Source organism: Mycolicibacter arupensis (genome assembly GCF_002086515.1).
GTDB classification, from domain to species: Bacteria; Actinomycetota; Actinomycetes; order Mycobacteriales; family Mycobacteriaceae; genus Mycobacterium; species Mycobacterium arupense.
Map to the genome: position 1 here is coordinate 50,900 of NZ_MVHH01000011.1, position 15,183 is coordinate 66,082.

The window sequence follows — 15,183 nt, forward strand, 5'->3', positions numbered from 1 at the left end:
TCGGCGGCCACCATAGACTCGTGGTCATGCTGCGTGAAGCACTTCGGCTGGGTACGGCCACCGCCTCGCTGGTCGCCGGCGGCTGGACGCTGCGTGCACTGCGCGGCACACCCGCCGCGCTGGGCGCCGCGCCCGCCGCCATCGATGCAGTGGCCGCCCGGTCGAGCAACTACCGAGACGGGATCTTCCACAACCTTGAACGCGCCGCGGCGGTCAACATGGATCGCGAGCAGCGGCGGCTGATGCTGCGTGAGCTGTTCGCCGACCGTGGGGCGCGACGCCCCCCGGAACCCATCCCGCTGGACACGCCCGATTTCAGCGCCGAACTCGATCCGCTGGCGATCGTCTGGCTGGGCCATGCCACGGCCCTGGTCGAGATCGACGGCTACCGCATCCTGACCGACCCGGTCTTCAGCGACCGCTGCTCGCCGTCGGACGCTGTCGGTCCCCGACGGCTACATCCCCCTCCGGTGGGGTTGTCGGCGCTGCCCGCGCTGGACGCGATCGTGGTGAGCCACGACCACTACGACCACCTCGACATCGACACCGTCACCGCATTGGCCCGCAGTCAGCGGGCACCATTCGTCGTCCCGCTGGGCGTCGGGGCACACCTGCGGGAGTGGGGCATCCCGGCGGATCGCGTGATCGAGCTGGACTGGGATGAGCACACCACGCTGGGCGATCTCACCGTGACCTGCACCCCCGCCCGGCACTTCTCCGGACGTTTCCTCACCCGCAATCAGACGCTGTGGGCGTCCTGGGTGATCGCCGGGCCCACCCACCGTGTCTACTTCGGCGGCGACAGCGGCTACACCAGCAGCTTCGGTGATATCGGCGCCGGGCATGGCCCCTTCGATGTCACCCTGCTGCCGATCGGGGCCTACAACACCGCATGGCCGGACGTCCACATGAACCCCGAAGAGGCGGTTCGGGCACACCTGGACCTGAACGCCTCGGAGTCGGGCCTGTTGGTGCCGATTCACTGGGCCACATTCCGGCTGGCGCCGCACCCCTGGGACGAGCCGGTGGAGCGGTTACTGGCCGCCGCCGAGGCTGCCGGGGTGACGGTGGCGGTGCCCAAACCCGGGGGCCGGGTGCGGCCCGGCGTCCCCGCCGCATCGGCGTGGTGGAGGCCCTAGCGTCATGATCCGGTGGACGGCTGCGGCCGGGGCCACACTGCTGCTTTTGGCCACGGCGGGATGTGCGCCCGCGGCCGCGCCACCGGCGCTGCCCGACGCCCCGCCGAACCAGGTGTCGGGAGTGGACATCCCGGAGGGCCGCATCGATGCGGCGGTGGCCAGACTCGACGGTCTGGCGCGGGAACTGATGGACAGCACCGGCGTGCCCGGGCTGGCCGTCGCGGTCGCGCACGCCGGAAAAACTCTGTACGCCAAGGGCTTCGGTGTTCGCGATACCCGCGGTGGCACGGGGCCGGATAACGCGGTGGACGCGGACACGGTGTTCCAGCTGGCGTCGATGTCCAAATCGGTCGGGGCCACCGTGGTGGCGCAGCAGGTCAGTGCCGGCACGGTCGGCTGGGACACACCGGTGGTGACACACCTGCCGTGGTTCGCGCTGTCCGACCCCTACGTCACCGACCACCTCACCATCGCCGACCTGTACGCGCACCGGTCCGGATTGCCCGACCACGCCGGCGACGGACTGGAAGACCTGGGCTATGACCGCCGGGAAGTGCTGCAGCGGCTCAGATATCTGCCCCTGTCCTCGTTCCGCGACAGCTACGACTACACCAACTTCGGGGTCACCGCCGCAGCAGAGGCGGTCGCCGCAGCGGCCGGCGCCGAGTGGGAGCAGCTGAGCGCCGACGTGCTGTACCGGCCGATGGGAATGACCTCGACCAGTTCCCGCTACTCCGAATATCTGGCACGACCCAATCGGGCGCTCACCCACGTCAAGGGCCCCGACGGCTATGAGCCGCGCTATCAACGCAATCCGGACGCACAGTCCCCGGCCGGCGGAGTCAGTTCCTCGGTGAACGACATGGCGCGGTGGCTGGCCATGGTGCTGTCCAACGGCAGTCACGACGGCACCCAGATCATCGAGCCCGAGGCATTGCTGCCCGCGATCACGCCGCAGGTGATCAGCGCCCCCGCCGGCGTCCCCGCCGCCCGGGCCGGGCTCTACGGCCAGGGATTCACGGTGTCGATCACCTCATCGGGGCGCACCCAGTACGGCCACTCGGGCGCGTTCCTGCTCGGTGCCGCGACCGCCTTTTCGGCATTGCCGTCGCAGAACGTCGGCATCGTGGTGCTGACCAACGCCGCCCCGATCGGCGTCCCGGAGACCTTGGCCGCCCAATTCCTGGACTTGGTCCAGTACGGCGCGATCCGCGAGAACTGGGCGACGCTGTATCAGCAGGCGTTCGCGCCGATGTCGCAACCGGAGGGTTCCCTGGTGGGCGCCCAGCCCCCGGCCCAGCCCGCTCCCGCCCGGCCGCTGTCGACGTATGTCGGCCAGTACACCAACCGCTACTGGGGACCGGTCACCGTGACCGAGGGCCACGATGCGCTCGCCATGACCCTCGGGCCGCGCCACCAACAATTCGGGTTGACCCACTACGACGGTGACACCTTCACCTTCACGCTGCAGGGTGAGAACGCGCCAGAGGGAACGATATCCAAGGCCACCTTCACCAAGGATGCGGTGGAGCTGGAGTACTTCGATCACGACAAGTTGGGAAGGTTCACCCGGTGACGACAGCGCGAACCGCCGGACTCTCTGACGCGCAAGTCGCCCAGCGGGTCGAGCAGGGCCAGACCAATGACATTCCGGCGCGTGCCGCGCGCAGCATCCGCGAGATCGTCCGGGCCAACGTCTTCACCCGCATCAACGCCATCCTGGGCGTGCTGTTGGTCATCGTGCTGACCACCGGTTCCCTGATCAACGGCTTGTTCGGTCTGCTCATCGTCTTCAACAGCGTGATCGGCATGGTGCAGGAGATCCGGGCCAAACAGACGCTGGACAGACTGGCGATCATCGGCCAGGCGAAACCCTTGGTGCGCAGGCAGTCCGGGACACAGCAGCTGCCGCCGGGCGATGTGGTGCTCGACGATGTCATCGAGCTGGGGCCGGGCGATCAGATCGTGGTCGATGGCCAGGTCGTGGAGTCGGTGGACCTGGAAGTCGACGAGTCGCTGCTCACCGGGGAAGCGGACCCGATCGGCAAGGGTGTGGATGACCAGGTGATGTCGGGCAGTTTCGTGGTGTCCGGCAGCGGGGCCTACCGGGCCACCCGGGTCGGACGTGAGGCCTATGCGGCCAAACTGGCCGAGGAGGCCAGCAAGTTCACGCTGGTCAAATCCGAACTGCGCTCCGGTATCGACCAGATCCTGAAATTCATCACCTACCTGTTGATTCCGGCAGGCCTGTTGATCATCTACACCCAGCTGTTCACCACGGATGTGGGCTGGCGCGCATCGGTGCTGGCCATGGTCGGGGCCCTGGTGCCGATGGTGCCCGAAGGCCTGGTGCTCATGACGTCCCTGGCGTTCGCCGTGGGAGTCGTTCGGCTGGGGCAGAAGCAGTGCCTGGTGCAGGAGCTGCCCGCGATCGAAGGCCTGGCCCGAGTGGACGTCGTCTGCGCCGACAAGACCGGCACCCTCACCGAGAACGGGATGCGGGTGTCGCAGATCGCCGAACTCGATTGCGTCGAAAGCCTTCCGGTGCGTGAGGCGCTGGCCGCCCTGGCCGCCGCCGATGCCCGCCCCAACGCCAGCATCCAAGCCATCGCCGAGGCGTTCCCCTCGTCACCTGGCTGGACGCCGAGTGCCTGCGCGTCCTTCAAATCGGCCACCAAATGGAGCGGTGTCTCGTTCTCCGAGCACGGAAACTGGGTGATCGGCGCCCCGGATGTGCTGCTGGACCCGGCCTCGGCTGTCGCCGAGCAGGCCGAGCGGATCGGTGCGCGGGGTCTTCGGGTGTTGCTGCTGGGTGCCTGCGATCAACCCGTGGACCACCCCGGGGCGCCGGGACAGGTGACGCCGGCGGCGCTGGTGGTGCTGGAGCAGAAGCTGCGCCCCGATGCCCGCGAAACCTTAGATTATTTTGCCGCGCAGGATGTTTCGGTCAAGGTGATCTCGGGGGACAATGCGGTCTCGGTGGGTGCGGTGGCCGCGGAGCTCGGACTGCCCGGGGACGCGGTGGATGCCCGCAAGCTCCCGACCGAACCGGACCGGCTGGCCGGCGCGGTGGAGCAACACACCGTTTTCGGCAGAGTGCGCCCGGATCAGAAGCGTGCCATGGTGCACGCGCTGCAGGCCCGCGACCATACGGTGGCGATGACGGGAGACGGCGTCAACGACGTGCTCGCGCTCAAGGACGCCGACATCGGTGTGGCGATGGGGGCGGGGAGCTCGGCGGCACGGTCGGTGGCCCAGATCGTCCTGCTGGACAACAAGTTCGCGACCCTGCCCTATGTCGTGGGTGAGGGCCGCCGGGTGATCGGCAACATCGAGCGAGTGGCGAACCTGTTCCTCACCAAAACGGTGTACTCGGTGCTTCTCGCGCTGCTGGTGGGTCTGGTGGGCCTGGCGTCGGCACTGTTCGGCACCAAGCCGCTGCTGTACCCCTTCCAGCCGATCCACGTCACGGTTGCGGCGTGGTTCACCATCGGCATCCCGGCATTCATCCTGTCGCTGGCACCGAACAACGAGCGGGCGCATCCCGGATTCGTCCGGCGGGTGATGAGCGGGGCACTGCCGGCCGGTCTCGTGGTGGGCATCGCCACCTTCGTGTCCTACCTGGTGGCCTACCGGGGCAGCGAAGCGACGCCGGTCCAGCAGATTCAGGCCTCCACCAGTGCGTTGATCACACTGCTGACCACGGCCGGATGGGTGTTGGCGGTGGTGGCGCGGCCCTATCAATGGTGGCGGCTGCTGCTGGTGATCTCCTGCGGGCTGGCCTACGTGGCGATCTTCGCGATGCCGCTGACCCGGGAGAAGTTTCTGCTGGACCCCTCCAACGTGGCATTGACGTCGCTGGCCCTGGGTATCGGAGCGCTCGGCGCTGCCGCCATCGAAGCGATGTGGTGGGCGCGGGGCGGGATGCTCGGTGAGCGGCCGAAGTTGTGGCGAGAGTCGGCACCGACCACAATGTCCCAGCGATAAACCGTGACACAGAGGGAAAGACGATATGGCGAAGCTCTCCGGATCCATCGACGTCCCACTGCCTCCCGAGCAGGCGTGGGCGCACGCCTCGGATCTGTCGCGCTACAAGGAGTGGCTGACCATTCACCGAGTGTGGCGCAGTGTGCTGCCGGAGAATCTCGACAAGGGCACCACCTTGGAGTCGATCGTCGAGGTCAAGGGCATGCTCAACAAGATCAACTGGACGATCGTGAACTACAAGCCGCCCACCGGGATGACGCTCAACGGCGACGGTAAGGGCGGAGTCAAGATCAAGCTGCTCGCGAAGGTGGCCCCGCAGGGCGACGGCTCGAAGGTCAGTTTCGACGTGCACCTGGGCGGTCCCGCGCTGTTCGGCCCCATCGGCATGCTGGTGGCCGCCGCGCTCAAGAGTGACATCAACGAGTCGCTGCGCAGGTTCGTCGCGGTCTTCGCCTCGGTTTAATCGGTTGCACGCCGGGTCGCACCGCGACTACGGTGGCGAACGTTGCTTCACAGGAGGTCATGTAATGACAGGCATCACCGGTCTCACGCCGCTGTCCGCGCGCTGATCACCGACGAGTCGCCGTAGCCCGGTCCCGGTTGTCAGCGCCCCCGCTGACCTTCCGGAGACCGCATGTCCCTCACTTTTTCTGACTCTCACCCTGCCGTCACCTTCGCCGGCGTCGACTTCGCCTGGCCGGACGGCACTCCCGCGCTGACAGGCATCACCGCTTCGTTCGGTGCCGGCAGAACTGGCCTGGTCGGTTCCAACGGTGCCGGAAAGTCGACCCTGCTTCGGCTGATCACCGGCGAACTCACCGCCACGGCCGGGCACATCACCAGGTCTGGTCCGGTGGCCTATCTGCCCCAGGCGCTGACCCTGGCCGCCGACGCCTCGATCGCTGACCTGATGGGCGTCGCCGAGCCGCTGGCCGCATTGCGGGCTATCGAACGCGGCGACACCGACGCGGCCCATTTCGAGGTCGTCGGTGACGACTGGGACATCGAATCCCGCGTGGATGCGGCGCTGCGCGACATCGGGTTCGGCTCGGGTGATCTCGACCGCCGGGTGGGTGAACTCTCCGGTGGGGAGGCGATGCTGGTCGCGTTGACCGGGCTGCGGTTACAGGCCGCACCGATCACCCTGCTCGATGAGCCCACCAACAATCTCGACCGGGCCGCGCGCGCCGCGCTGGCCCGGCTGGTGCACGCGTGGCCGGGCGCACTGATCGTGGCCAGCCACGACACCGCGCTGCTGGAGCAGATGGACGACACCGCCGAGCTCTACGACGGGCACCTCACCACGTTCGGGGGCCCCTACCGTGCGTGGCGGGAGCACCTGGAGTCCGAGCAGGCCGCGGCCCGGGCGGCGGTACGTACCGCCGAACAGGCGATCAAGGTGGAGAAACGTCAGCGCGTCGAAGCCGAGACCAGGCTCGCGCGGCGCCACCGCGCGGCCCAGGCCGCCCAGCAGAACAAGCGCGCCGCGAAGATCGTGATGAACCAGAACGCGGCCAACGCCCAGGTGGCGGCGGGCAAACTACGCGCCACCGCCGGAGGCCGGCTGCGTGACGCGCTGGCCGACGCCGAGGCAGCCTCGGCCCGGGTCCGCCGCGACGAGCACATTCGGGTGGTGCTTGCAGACCCGGACGTGCCCGCTAGCCGCCGCCTCGCCGAACTGCCGGGTGCCGACGGGCCGATCATCGTGCAGGGGCCAGAGCGCATCGGTCTGGACGGCCCGAACGGAGTCGGCAAGACCACGCTGCTGGAAGCCCTGCGCTGCGGCGCGGCCGGTCGCCTGTTGACCGACCGGGTCGGCTACCTACCGCAACGGCTGGACCATCTGGATGACGCGGTGTCGGCGTTCGACGCGGTGTCGGCGGTCTCCGGCAGTACGCCGCAGGCGATACGCGCCCAGCTGGCCCGTTTCCTGTTGGACGCCGAGAGTGTCGCCCGGCCGGTGGGAACCCTGTCCGGCGGTGAACGATTCCGCGTCGCACTGGCCCAGCTGCTGCTCGCCGATCCGCCGCCGCAGCTCTTGCTGCTCGACGAACCGACCAACAACCTGGACCTGGCCAGCGTCGATCAGCTGGTCGAGGCGCTGCAGGCCTACCGAGGAGCATTCCTCGTGATCAGTCACGACGAGAGGTTCCTGGCGCGGCTGAATCTGCGGCGGCGGTTGACCATGCCGCGCGCCGGGGAGCTGATCGATGCGAGCTAGTGTCACAACATGACTCGCTCGCGTCCCGGTTGGCTGATCGCACTGTGCGCGGCGATTCTGTCGGGCAGTGCGTGGTTGCCGTGGCTGATCACCTCCGCCGAGGGCGGCGGGCATGCCAGTGCGATCGGGGGCAGTGCCGGTGCCATCGTGTTGCCGGCGCGTTTCGGTGTCGGGCAGCTGATCGTGCTGCTGGCCGCGGTCCTGCTGGTGGCCGGCGCGATGGTGGCCCGGGAGTTGTTCACCCGGCTGGCCGCGGTGGTCGCCGTGCTGGACGCGGTGCTGATCGCTGCGCTGGGTCTTTGGTACTACCGGCTGAACGTGGTGGCGCCGATCACCGTGGGCTACGGGTTCTACCTGGGGGCGGCCGCCGTGGTGGGTGCCCTGGGTTGTTCGGTGTGGGCGCTGGTCACCGCAGTGCGGCGATGACCTCGGCGAACGCCGAGGCGTGTTGCTGCTGGACGGTGAAGTAACTGATCCCGTAGCGGTGCCGGTAGTGGCGCAGGGTCTCGGCCATGTCGCTCACCGATCCGGACAGCACGGCCGGCGAGGCCAACAGCTCCTCATCGGACAGCGTCGGTGCGAAGCGCCGGGTCAGTGTCAGGTCGGGAATCCCGGAGCCGTCGGTCGGCAGTGCGGTGATGGCCAGATTCAGCTCGAGGGCGTCGAATCGATCGCCGGCGGCCGCGCGGACGAAGCCGACGCGCTCGGCCAGCGGATCGTCGGCACCGTCGACCCGCGCCCCGGTCAGTCCGATGATGTCGGCGTGGCGCGCCGCCACGGTCAGCAGCCGGTCTCCACTGCCGGCGATCAGGATCGGTACCCGCGGCTGGTGCGCCGCCACGTAGCGAGTGACGTGTTCCAGGTAGGCGATGCGACGGGCGGCGGTCGGGAAGGGCAGCTCGGCGGCCTCGAACTCGGCGCGCACGTAACCCGCGCCCAGGCCCACCTCCAGCCGCCCGCCCGAGAGCAGGTCGGTGTCTGCGACGTCACGGGTGAGCAGCGCCGGCTTGTAGAAGCAGGCGTTGAGCACGTAGGTGCCCAGCCGGATCGTGGAGGTGGCCGCGGCTGCCGCGACCAGGACCGGGAAAGGCGCCGGAGCACCGAGATGATCGGGCACGTGCAGGACGTCGAATCCGAAGTCCTCCAATTGCCGTGCGGTCTGCGCCAGTTCGGGTGCGGGTCGGGTTGAGTTCAGGCCCACCCCGAAGCGAAACTGCTTGTCCACCGACTACCTCCTCAACCGGCTGTGCCGTATGCGGCTCCCGCGGTCAGCGTGACGGGCGCGCCGGCGGAGCCGGGGCGGGCGCGGAAGTTGGAGTCGGGGCCGCAGGACGCGTCTCGCTGTTGGTCGGCTCTTCCGGCTGTGCTGCCGGGAACACCCACTTGCCAGAGAGAATCTCCTTCTCCGGCTGGTAGAGCCGCACCAGGTAGTTCCAGCCGGGGGTGATGGGCAGGCAGTTGGCGGTGTTGTCGTCGGAGCACCCGCCGAACTGCACGGTGACCGACCCGTCCGCGGACTTGTCGGCGGTGATGTCGTTGACCGAGTACGCCTGCTGGGGGTTCTCGGTGAGGTAGCCGTTCTTGTTGTAGACGGTGACCGACCAGAAGGCTTTGACGGGAACATCTTTGACGGTCAGGCGATACACGGTGTTGCCGTCGTTGCGGGTGGGGGTGACGTTGAGGTACAGCGCTTCCTTCTCGGAGTTGCCGCCCCACGCCGCGGCCGCGCCAATGAGATGCCGCACCGGGTCGGTGTCGGTCTCGGTGCCGAACATGCCCCGGGTGTCGGGGATGGTCTGGGCCAGCTCCAGCAATGCATCGGTCACCTTCTTCTGGCTGACCGGATCCCACCGCGGGACATCGAAGCTGCCGGTGTTGTCCTGGCTGACGGTGATGGCGTCCTGAAGCCGGTGCGCGGTGGCCATGTCGGCCGGGTCATTGGGGTCGGCCAGGATCCGCACGATGACCATCGCGTAGCGGGTCCCGACGTGTTCTTCGTCGAGGGCGTGTTCGCCGCCGCCGTAGAACATGTCGGTGACGTACTCGTCCTGGTTGATCACCTGCGCCGACATGTACCGGTGCCCGGGGTCGGGCAGGGTCAGCGTCACCGGTGCGGCCTGCAGGTCGAACACTGCCGCTGAATAGAGCGTGTCGCGGTTGGACCGCACCACCATCTGCCGGTCGATCGGGGTGAGCTCGCGCATGTGGAAGAAGCGCCCGAAGCCGTTCTCGTTGACGACGTTGGTGAACTCCTGGTCGGTGACGGCCCGCACGAAGTTGTCCGGTGACACCAGCACCATGCCGTTGGGGGTGCTGCGGGGGGCGAGGTTGGCCACCGGATCGGTGCCGGCCTTGGTGACCGTCAGCCCGCATCCGCTCAACACCAGGGCCGCCGCCACCGTTCCCCACGCACACAGCCATCGCTTGGACATGCAGCGCAACCTACCTGGCGGCCCCGGCCGGTGCGGGCAAAGGGTTTGCCGACACGGGGTGCGGTCTGTGCGCGGCGACTATTGCACCCGATCAGGCCCCGACGTATCGTCGGAAAATAAAAATTCGCCGTGATTTAAACCAGAGAATCATGAACAAGATCGGGGAGTGGTCGTGGGCGTGATCGCACGTGGGGCCGTGGAACGCTCGAGCCGCGTTCGGCGGTACGGGGTCGCTGCGGCCGCGGCCGGCAGCGCGTTGGCGCTGGTGATGGGCTCGCCGGTACCGGCCGCTGCCAGCGCGCCGCCCGCGGTGGCGTTGACCGCGACGTACGGGTTCCAGCCCGCGATCGATGCCCTGGTCGCGGAGATGCAGCGGCTGGTCGACCTCAACATGACCTTGCCGTACGCGACGCCCGGCAGCGAAGACAACGTGATGTTGATGTTGCAGAACACCAACTATCAGTTGCTCAGTGCCGGCCTGTCCCGCGTCACCCAACTGTTCAACGGCGTCTTCTTTCAGGCGCCCGAGGTGATCGCGGGCAACGCCACCGAGCCCCGGCAGTACTTCGACTTCTTCACCCCCGACATCTATTACCGGGTGACCGCCGGCCTGGCGCCCGGCGCGACCTACGTCCTGCACGGCACCCTCGGCGGCGGCACCGAGCACTTCGCTATCAGCACGCAGGCCATCACCGGCGGCACGGCGCAGGCCATCGAAGACCTGGAACTGGGCGACGGCTTGGTGCTCAACCCCGACGGCACCTTCACCGTGTACATCGGACCTGAGGCGCCGGCCGGTGCGCTGAATTTCATGGACACCACCGACGCCACCGTCGGCGGGGCGGCGTCGCTGTTGATCCGCGACATCCTCGGCGACTGGGCGAAAGGTCCGGGCAGCGTCACCGTGCAATGTGTGGCCGACTGCCCACCGTTCTTTGCCATTCCCGAGGGCGGGTTCTTCCCCAGCGACAATCCGGTGTCGACCACGCTGGCAGATTCCGGCGGCCTCGGATCGGTCGACTCGATTCTCACCACCTTGTTCAGTGCCTTCGCTCAGGTCGTCGGCCCGTTCAACACGCGGGCCATCGAAGGCGGCGCATCGGTGGGCATGAACATTCCCGCCAACACCATGCACGACTTGGGCCCGCAGACCAGCTACGGTGCCGGACTGGCCAGTGCGGTGGTCACCGGCGGCAATTTCGATCTGAATTCCGATGAGGCGCTGGTCATCAAGGTGCCCAATGTGGAGTCGACCTACAGCGGCATTCAGCTGATGAACGTCTACGGGGGTGCGCTGCCCTACGTGATGGCGCAGTCCACGCTGAACCACACCACCACTTACCACGACCCCGATGGCTACACCTATTACGTTGTCAGCGGCAGCAATCCGGGCGTGGCGAACTGGCTGGACACCGGCGGTCTGGAGCGAGGCGAGATCTTCGCCCGCTTCGAGCACGTCGCCGATCCCGACAGCGTCTTGGGGCTGGGGGTGAGCGCCCAAGTCGTGTCCCTCAGCGAGCTCGGCGACTACCTGCCCTCCGGCACCCCGACGGTCAGCCCCGAGGAGTTCGCCGCCGACATGGCCCAGCGCGTGCTGTCCTACGGCTACGCGCTGGACATGTCTCGGATGACGGCCCAGCCCGACTGGGTGCTGCAGAACCTTCTGATGAACGGGCTGCAAGGCCTGATGGGCAATGAGAACTACGAGGCCGTCTTCGCTAGCCAGCCCTTCACGCCGATGGAGCTGCGCTTCACCGAGGCGCTCAGCCCGGATTGGGACGCCGTCATGCGCAGTGTCCTGGATAACCCGATGGAAAGCCTATCGGCGGTGTGGAACGCCCTGCCGCTGCTGGCCAGCAACATCAGCTTGCCCATCACGCTGGGGCTGGCGCAGACCGCACTGTCGGTGGTGATGCCCCAGTTGTTCATCCCCACCATCAACGATCTGCTGTTCGACCCCAACACCAGCATCCTGGCCGGCCTGCTCAATGCCCGGGATAACTTGGCGACGGTGATCTTGACCGCCAACGACGACTGGCCGACCGAACTCAGCGAGCGGGCGGCACAACAGTGGGCCAACATGGCGGATCTGATCGCGACCACGCCCAGCTTCGACTTGAACGACTGGTTCGGGGGCTGATCCAACGGCGGCGCTAGGCGGTCAGGCAGCGGCGCAGGTGTGCCACCACGTCGTCGGCCAGGGCCTCGATCGGCTGACGGCAGCCGTCTGCCACCCAGTCGGTCAGCCAGATCTGTAGCGCCGAGATCACCAGGGAGGCTGCGACGCTCGCCCGGATTCGGGTGATTTCGCCGGCGTCGATCGCGGCCTGCGCGGCGCGGGTGATCATCTCCATGCCGGTACGCCAGACTTCACGCTGCTGGCCGCGGCCGGCGTCGATCAAGGTGGTGGCGGTGCCCCAGCTCAGGCCTTCGCGCAGGTGAACATGCAGGAAGTTGGGCCGGCCGGCGAAGAACTCGATCTCCACGCGCGCGGCTTCCAGGATGTTCTCCAGCGCCGTGGCGTTGCTGTCGGCGCGCTGGGCGACGGCGGCGACGAACTCGGTCATCCTTTCGGCGTTGAGCGCATCCCAGAGTTCGTCTTTGCCCGAGAAGTAGCGGTAGACGGTGGTCAGGGAGACCCCGGCGGCAGTGGCGACAGCACCCACCTTGGCGCCGGTGAAGCCGTTGCGTGCGAACTCCTGCTCCGCGGCGGCGAGGATCTGGTGCCGGTACATGGCGCGTCGCGCGTCCCCGATGTCGGCCACCGCGCCCGCTGCTGCGTCCGCGGTCATCGGCGATCCTCCCCTCGTCAAATTCGGTCCTGCACTTTCCGGACCGGCGTTGCGCTGACGATGCTACCGTCGGCCAGTAATCATCGTTCCGGTCTGGATAATCACTATTACTGGACGTGGCGAAGGCGAAAGAGGACGCACATGACTTCGGCATCAGAGGTATCGGCGGCCGAGCCCGCGGCACCGCCGACGATCACCGCAACGCTGCCGCCCTCGCGTGGCCTGCGGATCGTGTGGATCCTGGCCTTCGGGTCATTGGCCGTGAGCTTTCCGCTCTACAGCTATCTGGCATTCCACAGCGGCCTTGACCGCACCACCATCGCCGACGCGATGGTGGTGCAGGTGACGATCGCGTACTTCGTGGGCATGTTCGCGGCGTTCCTGCCGATCCCCTCACTGCGGCAGTGGACGCCGTTCCAACGGCTGCAAGGTGTTGTGCTGGCCTTCGTCACCGTCTCCTACGTGACCCACCTGACCTGGGAGCTGGGCTGGCTCATTCTGCACAAGGCGATCCCCGCCGCTCACGACGCCGCCTGGGCATACCCGTGGTGGAACTACATCGACGGCGGCGACCTGCGTTACCTGTATGCCGAGCCGAATTTCTTGATGATCGAAGTGCTTTCGGTGATCAACGGCTGCATCGGCCTGACCGGCTTGGTCCTGCTGTACCGGTCGAAGTTCCGTGACTTCCGCGGCACCCTGCTGGTCATGTCGACCGCTGTCACCCACACCGTGCTCACCTGGTACTACTACGGCACCGAGATCCTGTCCGGATTCCCCTCGGTGAACACCACCAGCTTCATGGACCTGGGGGTGAAGTTCATTGCGCTGAACGGACCGTGGCTGATCGTCCCGTGGCTGGTGCTGGCCTGGGGGTATCAGTTGCTGCAGCGTCAGCTTCGGGCGTGAGGCGCTCCCTCGTCAGGGGAGTGTCAAGGATCAACCGAAGTAGCTGTCAAGCATCAGCCGACCTAATGCAAACGAGAAGTGCCCCCGGCAGGATTCGAACCTGCGACACCGGCTTTAGGATTTCGCAAACGCCCTGGTCGCTCTGCGTGACTCACGCTCGCATGAAAAGTCTGTGACCTGAGGAAACTGCTAAAGAGCCTCCGCGTGGTCGTCGGGGGTTCTAGGCATTTTTGACCCATAAACGACCCACGGGTTGTTTATTCGGCGCGGGGGAGTGGATCGAGCCCTGCTCGCCGTCGTCACCCCCGCCCGCCACCATGGGGGACGTGCATGACTCACCCGACCCCGCCGCCATCGACCACCACCGGGACCTGCCCGACGCCGAGATCACCGCCCTCAACGCGCCCGCCTTCGCCCGGGTGGCGTGGACGCCGCGACACGGTTCCCCCGCACCGTCAAGGGCGACTACCTGACCGCTCGATTCGCACGACAATATCCGCGTTAGCGCCTCAGGGCTGTCGCTGATCACCCGCCAGGGCGCCACCAGGCGTCCGTAAAGGTGCGTTGGCAGCCTCCTGTTTGCCCCGGCGCTTCGGTGATCAGCACAGCCAGAGACCCTGCGCAAACCTCGGCGTATTGCTTGTGCACTGGTAACACCGCTGCCGGCCGCTGCGGAATCCACGTTTTCGACCCGAAATGCGAGATGAGAGCTGGACGCCGTGCCGACGATCATTCACAGCGGTGGTGCCCATGGTGGGTGCCGACCTGTGTGGGCGCGTCACGTTGTTGTGACATGGCGCTGCACGGTTGTCGTAGCACTTCGGTACCTTCCAAGGCCATGGATCAGCCGCAGCAGCCGCCAATGGCGCAGCCCGTCCCAGACCCCAGCGCGCTACTCGGCGCGGTGGGGGCAGGAATAGGTCAAGCGCTGGCCAGCTCCGTGATGGGCAAGAAGTCGCACGGAATGCTTTCTGAGGGCTCAATCTGGCTGTGGGGTCTTGCGCCGGTTCTGTTCGCAGCTCTCCGCGTGCTCATGGTTTCACGCGGCGACTCCGAGACATTGCGCGCGTTGGTGCAGAACCTGAATGTCACCGCGCTCGTCCTGTCGACTCTATTACCGCTTGCCCCGCTGGCCGCTTTTTGGGCCATGCTGATTGTGCTAGTAGTGAAGATCATCGCCCGTCGTCAGGAATCTTCGAAGATCATGACTCCGCCGTTCGTACTCTTCCTAGTTTTCACTATGTCTTTCGCGTGTTTCGCTATGCCCTTGCGTTACCTTGTTTACAGTGCTGGCTTTTTCGCCGTAATCGCTTTATTTGTGGCATGTGCATTCATCTTACACCGAATGAGTATGGCGTCTGCCGCAAAGTACGTTCAGAAAGGCGCTGCGGTATGGGTGTTGGGGATTCCGCTTACGGCAATCGTAAGTCTTTTTGCCCAATCGGGCATGTGGGTACCCAAGGAAAGAATCGTCGCCAGGAACATTGAGGTGAGTCCCGTTTACGTACTTTCGTCCGACGAGCGGTGGACCTCCTATATGAACGATAAACACAAGGTTCATCTCGTGCCGACACCTGACATCGCACGGCGCGAGGCGATTGGATCATCGGGATCGTGGATGGATAAATCAGGGTGGGAGAACGGATCTGATATATGGAGCGGGCTATTAGGATGGGTCCGGAAGGATTGCCATTGATATTATT

The 15,183-nt window shown here is 66.6% G+C and carries 13 protein-coding genes; 10 read left to right on the forward strand and 3 right to left on the reverse strand.

Annotation, left to right across the window (positions count from 1 at the left end; translation table 11 throughout):
* The first annotated feature begins 26 nt into the window (after positions 1–26).
* The 6 genes from BST15_RS07715 to BST15_RS07740 all read left to right on the forward strand — a co-directional run bounded on the left by BST15_RS07715 (position 27) and on the right by BST15_RS07740 (position 7,773).
* The gene (locus tag BST15_RS07715) at positions 27–1,139 is read left to right on the forward strand and encodes an MBL fold metallo-hydrolase (protein WP_046188129.1); all 1,113 of its coding nucleotides are present in this window, start codon (positions 27–29) and stop codon (positions 1,137–1,139) included.
* Between the two features lie 4 nt (positions 1,140–1,143).
* Entirely contained in the window at positions 1,144–2,715 is a 1,572-nt protein-coding gene (locus BST15_RS07720; protein ID WP_046188109.1) for a serine hydrolase, read from the forward strand.
* On the forward strand, positions 2,712–5,126 hold the full coding sequence (locus BST15_RS07725) for a cation-translocating P-type ATPase (protein ID WP_046188110.1): 2,415 nt from the start codon (positions 2,712–2,714) through the stop codon (positions 5,124–5,126). Before BST15_RS07720 ends, BST15_RS07725 begins: the two co-directional genes overlap by 4 nt.
* A 25-nt stretch (positions 5,127–5,151) precedes the next feature.
* On the forward strand, positions 5,152–5,589 hold the full coding sequence (locus tag BST15_RS07730) for a type II toxin-antitoxin system Rv0910 family toxin (protein WP_046188111.1): 438 nt from the start codon (positions 5,152–5,154) through the stop codon (positions 5,587–5,589).
* A gap of 171 nt (positions 5,590–5,760) precedes the next feature.
* Positions 5,761–7,347, forward strand: a complete 1,587-nt coding sequence (locus tag BST15_RS07735) for an ATP-binding cassette domain-containing protein (RefSeq protein WP_046188112.1) — start codon at positions 5,761–5,763, stop codon at positions 7,345–7,347.
* A gap of 9 nt (positions 7,348–7,356) precedes the next feature.
* Entirely contained in the window at positions 7,357–7,773 is a 417-nt protein-coding gene (locus BST15_RS07740) for a hypothetical protein (protein ID WP_046188113.1), read from the forward strand.
* Here the strand turns inward: BST15_RS07740 and BST15_RS07745 are convergent.
* Both BST15_RS07745 and BST15_RS07750 read right to left on the reverse strand, forming a co-directional pair.
* The gene (locus BST15_RS07745) at positions 7,754–8,572 is read right to left on the reverse strand and encodes an LLM class F420-dependent oxidoreductase (protein ID WP_046188114.1); all 819 of its coding nucleotides are present in this window, start codon (positions 8,570–8,572) and stop codon (positions 7,754–7,756) included. The genes BST15_RS07740 and BST15_RS07745 overlap by 20 nt on opposite strands.
* Before the next feature lie 43 nt (positions 8,573–8,615).
* Positions 8,616–9,638 (reverse strand): DUF1214 domain-containing protein, encoded by a 1,023-nt coding sequence (locus BST15_RS07750; RefSeq protein WP_046188130.1) that lies wholly within the window; start codon positions 9,636–9,638, stop codon positions 8,616–8,618.
* Positions 9,639–9,951: 313 nt separating this feature from the next.
* Here BST15_RS07750 and BST15_RS07755 point away from each other — a divergent pair, with 313 nt between their 5' ends.
* Positions 9,952–11,919, forward strand: a complete 1,968-nt coding sequence (locus BST15_RS07755; RefSeq protein WP_046188131.1) for a hypothetical protein — start codon at positions 9,952–9,954, stop codon at positions 11,917–11,919.
* A 13-nt stretch (positions 11,920–11,932) separates the two neighbouring features.
* Here BST15_RS07755 and BST15_RS07760 read toward each other — a convergent pair whose 3' ends face one another.
* Positions 11,933–12,571, reverse strand: coding sequence for a TetR/AcrR family transcriptional regulator (locus BST15_RS07760; RefSeq protein ID WP_234708202.1), 639 nt, complete (start codon positions 12,569–12,571; stop codon positions 11,933–11,935).
* A 141-nt stretch (positions 12,572–12,712) separates the two neighbouring features.
* Here BST15_RS07760 and BST15_RS07765 point away from each other — a divergent pair, with 141 nt between their 5' ends.
* The 3 genes from BST15_RS07765 to BST15_RS07770 all read left to right on the forward strand — a co-directional run bounded on the left by BST15_RS07765 (position 12,713) and on the right by BST15_RS07770 (position 15,176).
* The gene (locus tag BST15_RS07765; RefSeq protein WP_046188115.1) at positions 12,713–13,480 is read left to right on the forward strand and encodes a hypothetical protein; all 768 of its coding nucleotides are present in this window, start codon (positions 12,713–12,715) and stop codon (positions 13,478–13,480) included.
* Positions 13,481–13,806: 326 nt separating this feature from the next.
* On the forward strand, positions 13,807–13,953 hold the full coding sequence (locus tag BST15_RS22060; RefSeq protein WP_157861715.1) for a hypothetical protein: 147 nt from the start codon (positions 13,807–13,809) through the stop codon (positions 13,951–13,953).
* A gap of 365 nt (positions 13,954–14,318) precedes the next feature.
* Positions 14,319–15,176, forward strand: coding sequence for a hypothetical protein (locus BST15_RS07770; RefSeq protein ID WP_083070889.1), 858 nt, complete (start codon positions 14,319–14,321; stop codon positions 15,174–15,176).
* Positions 15,177–15,183 lie beyond the last annotated feature (7 nt).

Bases quoted from the DNA above. Each gene is read 5' to 3' on its own strand.
- BST15_RS07715 (WP_046188129.1), top strand. From the start codon at position 27: ATGCTGCGTGAAGCACTTCGGCTGGGTACGGCCACCGCCTCGCTGGTC.
- BST15_RS07720 (WP_046188109.1), top strand. From the start codon at position 1,144: ATGATCCGGTGGACGGCTGCGGCCGGGGCCACACTGCTGCTTTTGGCC.
- BST15_RS07730 (WP_046188111.1), top strand. From the start codon at position 5,152: ATGGCGAAGCTCTCCGGATCCATCGACGTCCCACTGCCTCCCGAGCAG.
- BST15_RS07735 (WP_046188112.1), top strand. From the start codon at position 5,761: ATGTCCCTCACTTTTTCTGACTCTCACCCTGCCGTCACCTTCGCCGGC.
- BST15_RS07740 (WP_046188113.1), top strand. From the start codon at position 7,357: ATGACTCGCTCGCGTCCCGGTTGGCTGATCGCACTGTGCGCGGCGATT.
- BST15_RS07760 (WP_234708202.1), bottom strand. From the start codon at position 12,571: ATGACCGCGGACGCAGCAGCGGGCGCGGTGGCCGACATCGGGGACGCG.
- BST15_RS07765 (WP_046188115.1), top strand. From the start codon at position 12,713: ATGACTTCGGCATCAGAGGTATCGGCGGCCGAGCCCGCGGCACCGCCG.
- BST15_RS07770 (WP_083070889.1), top strand. From the start codon at position 14,319: ATGGATCAGCCGCAGCAGCCGCCAATGGCGCAGCCCGTCCCAGACCCC.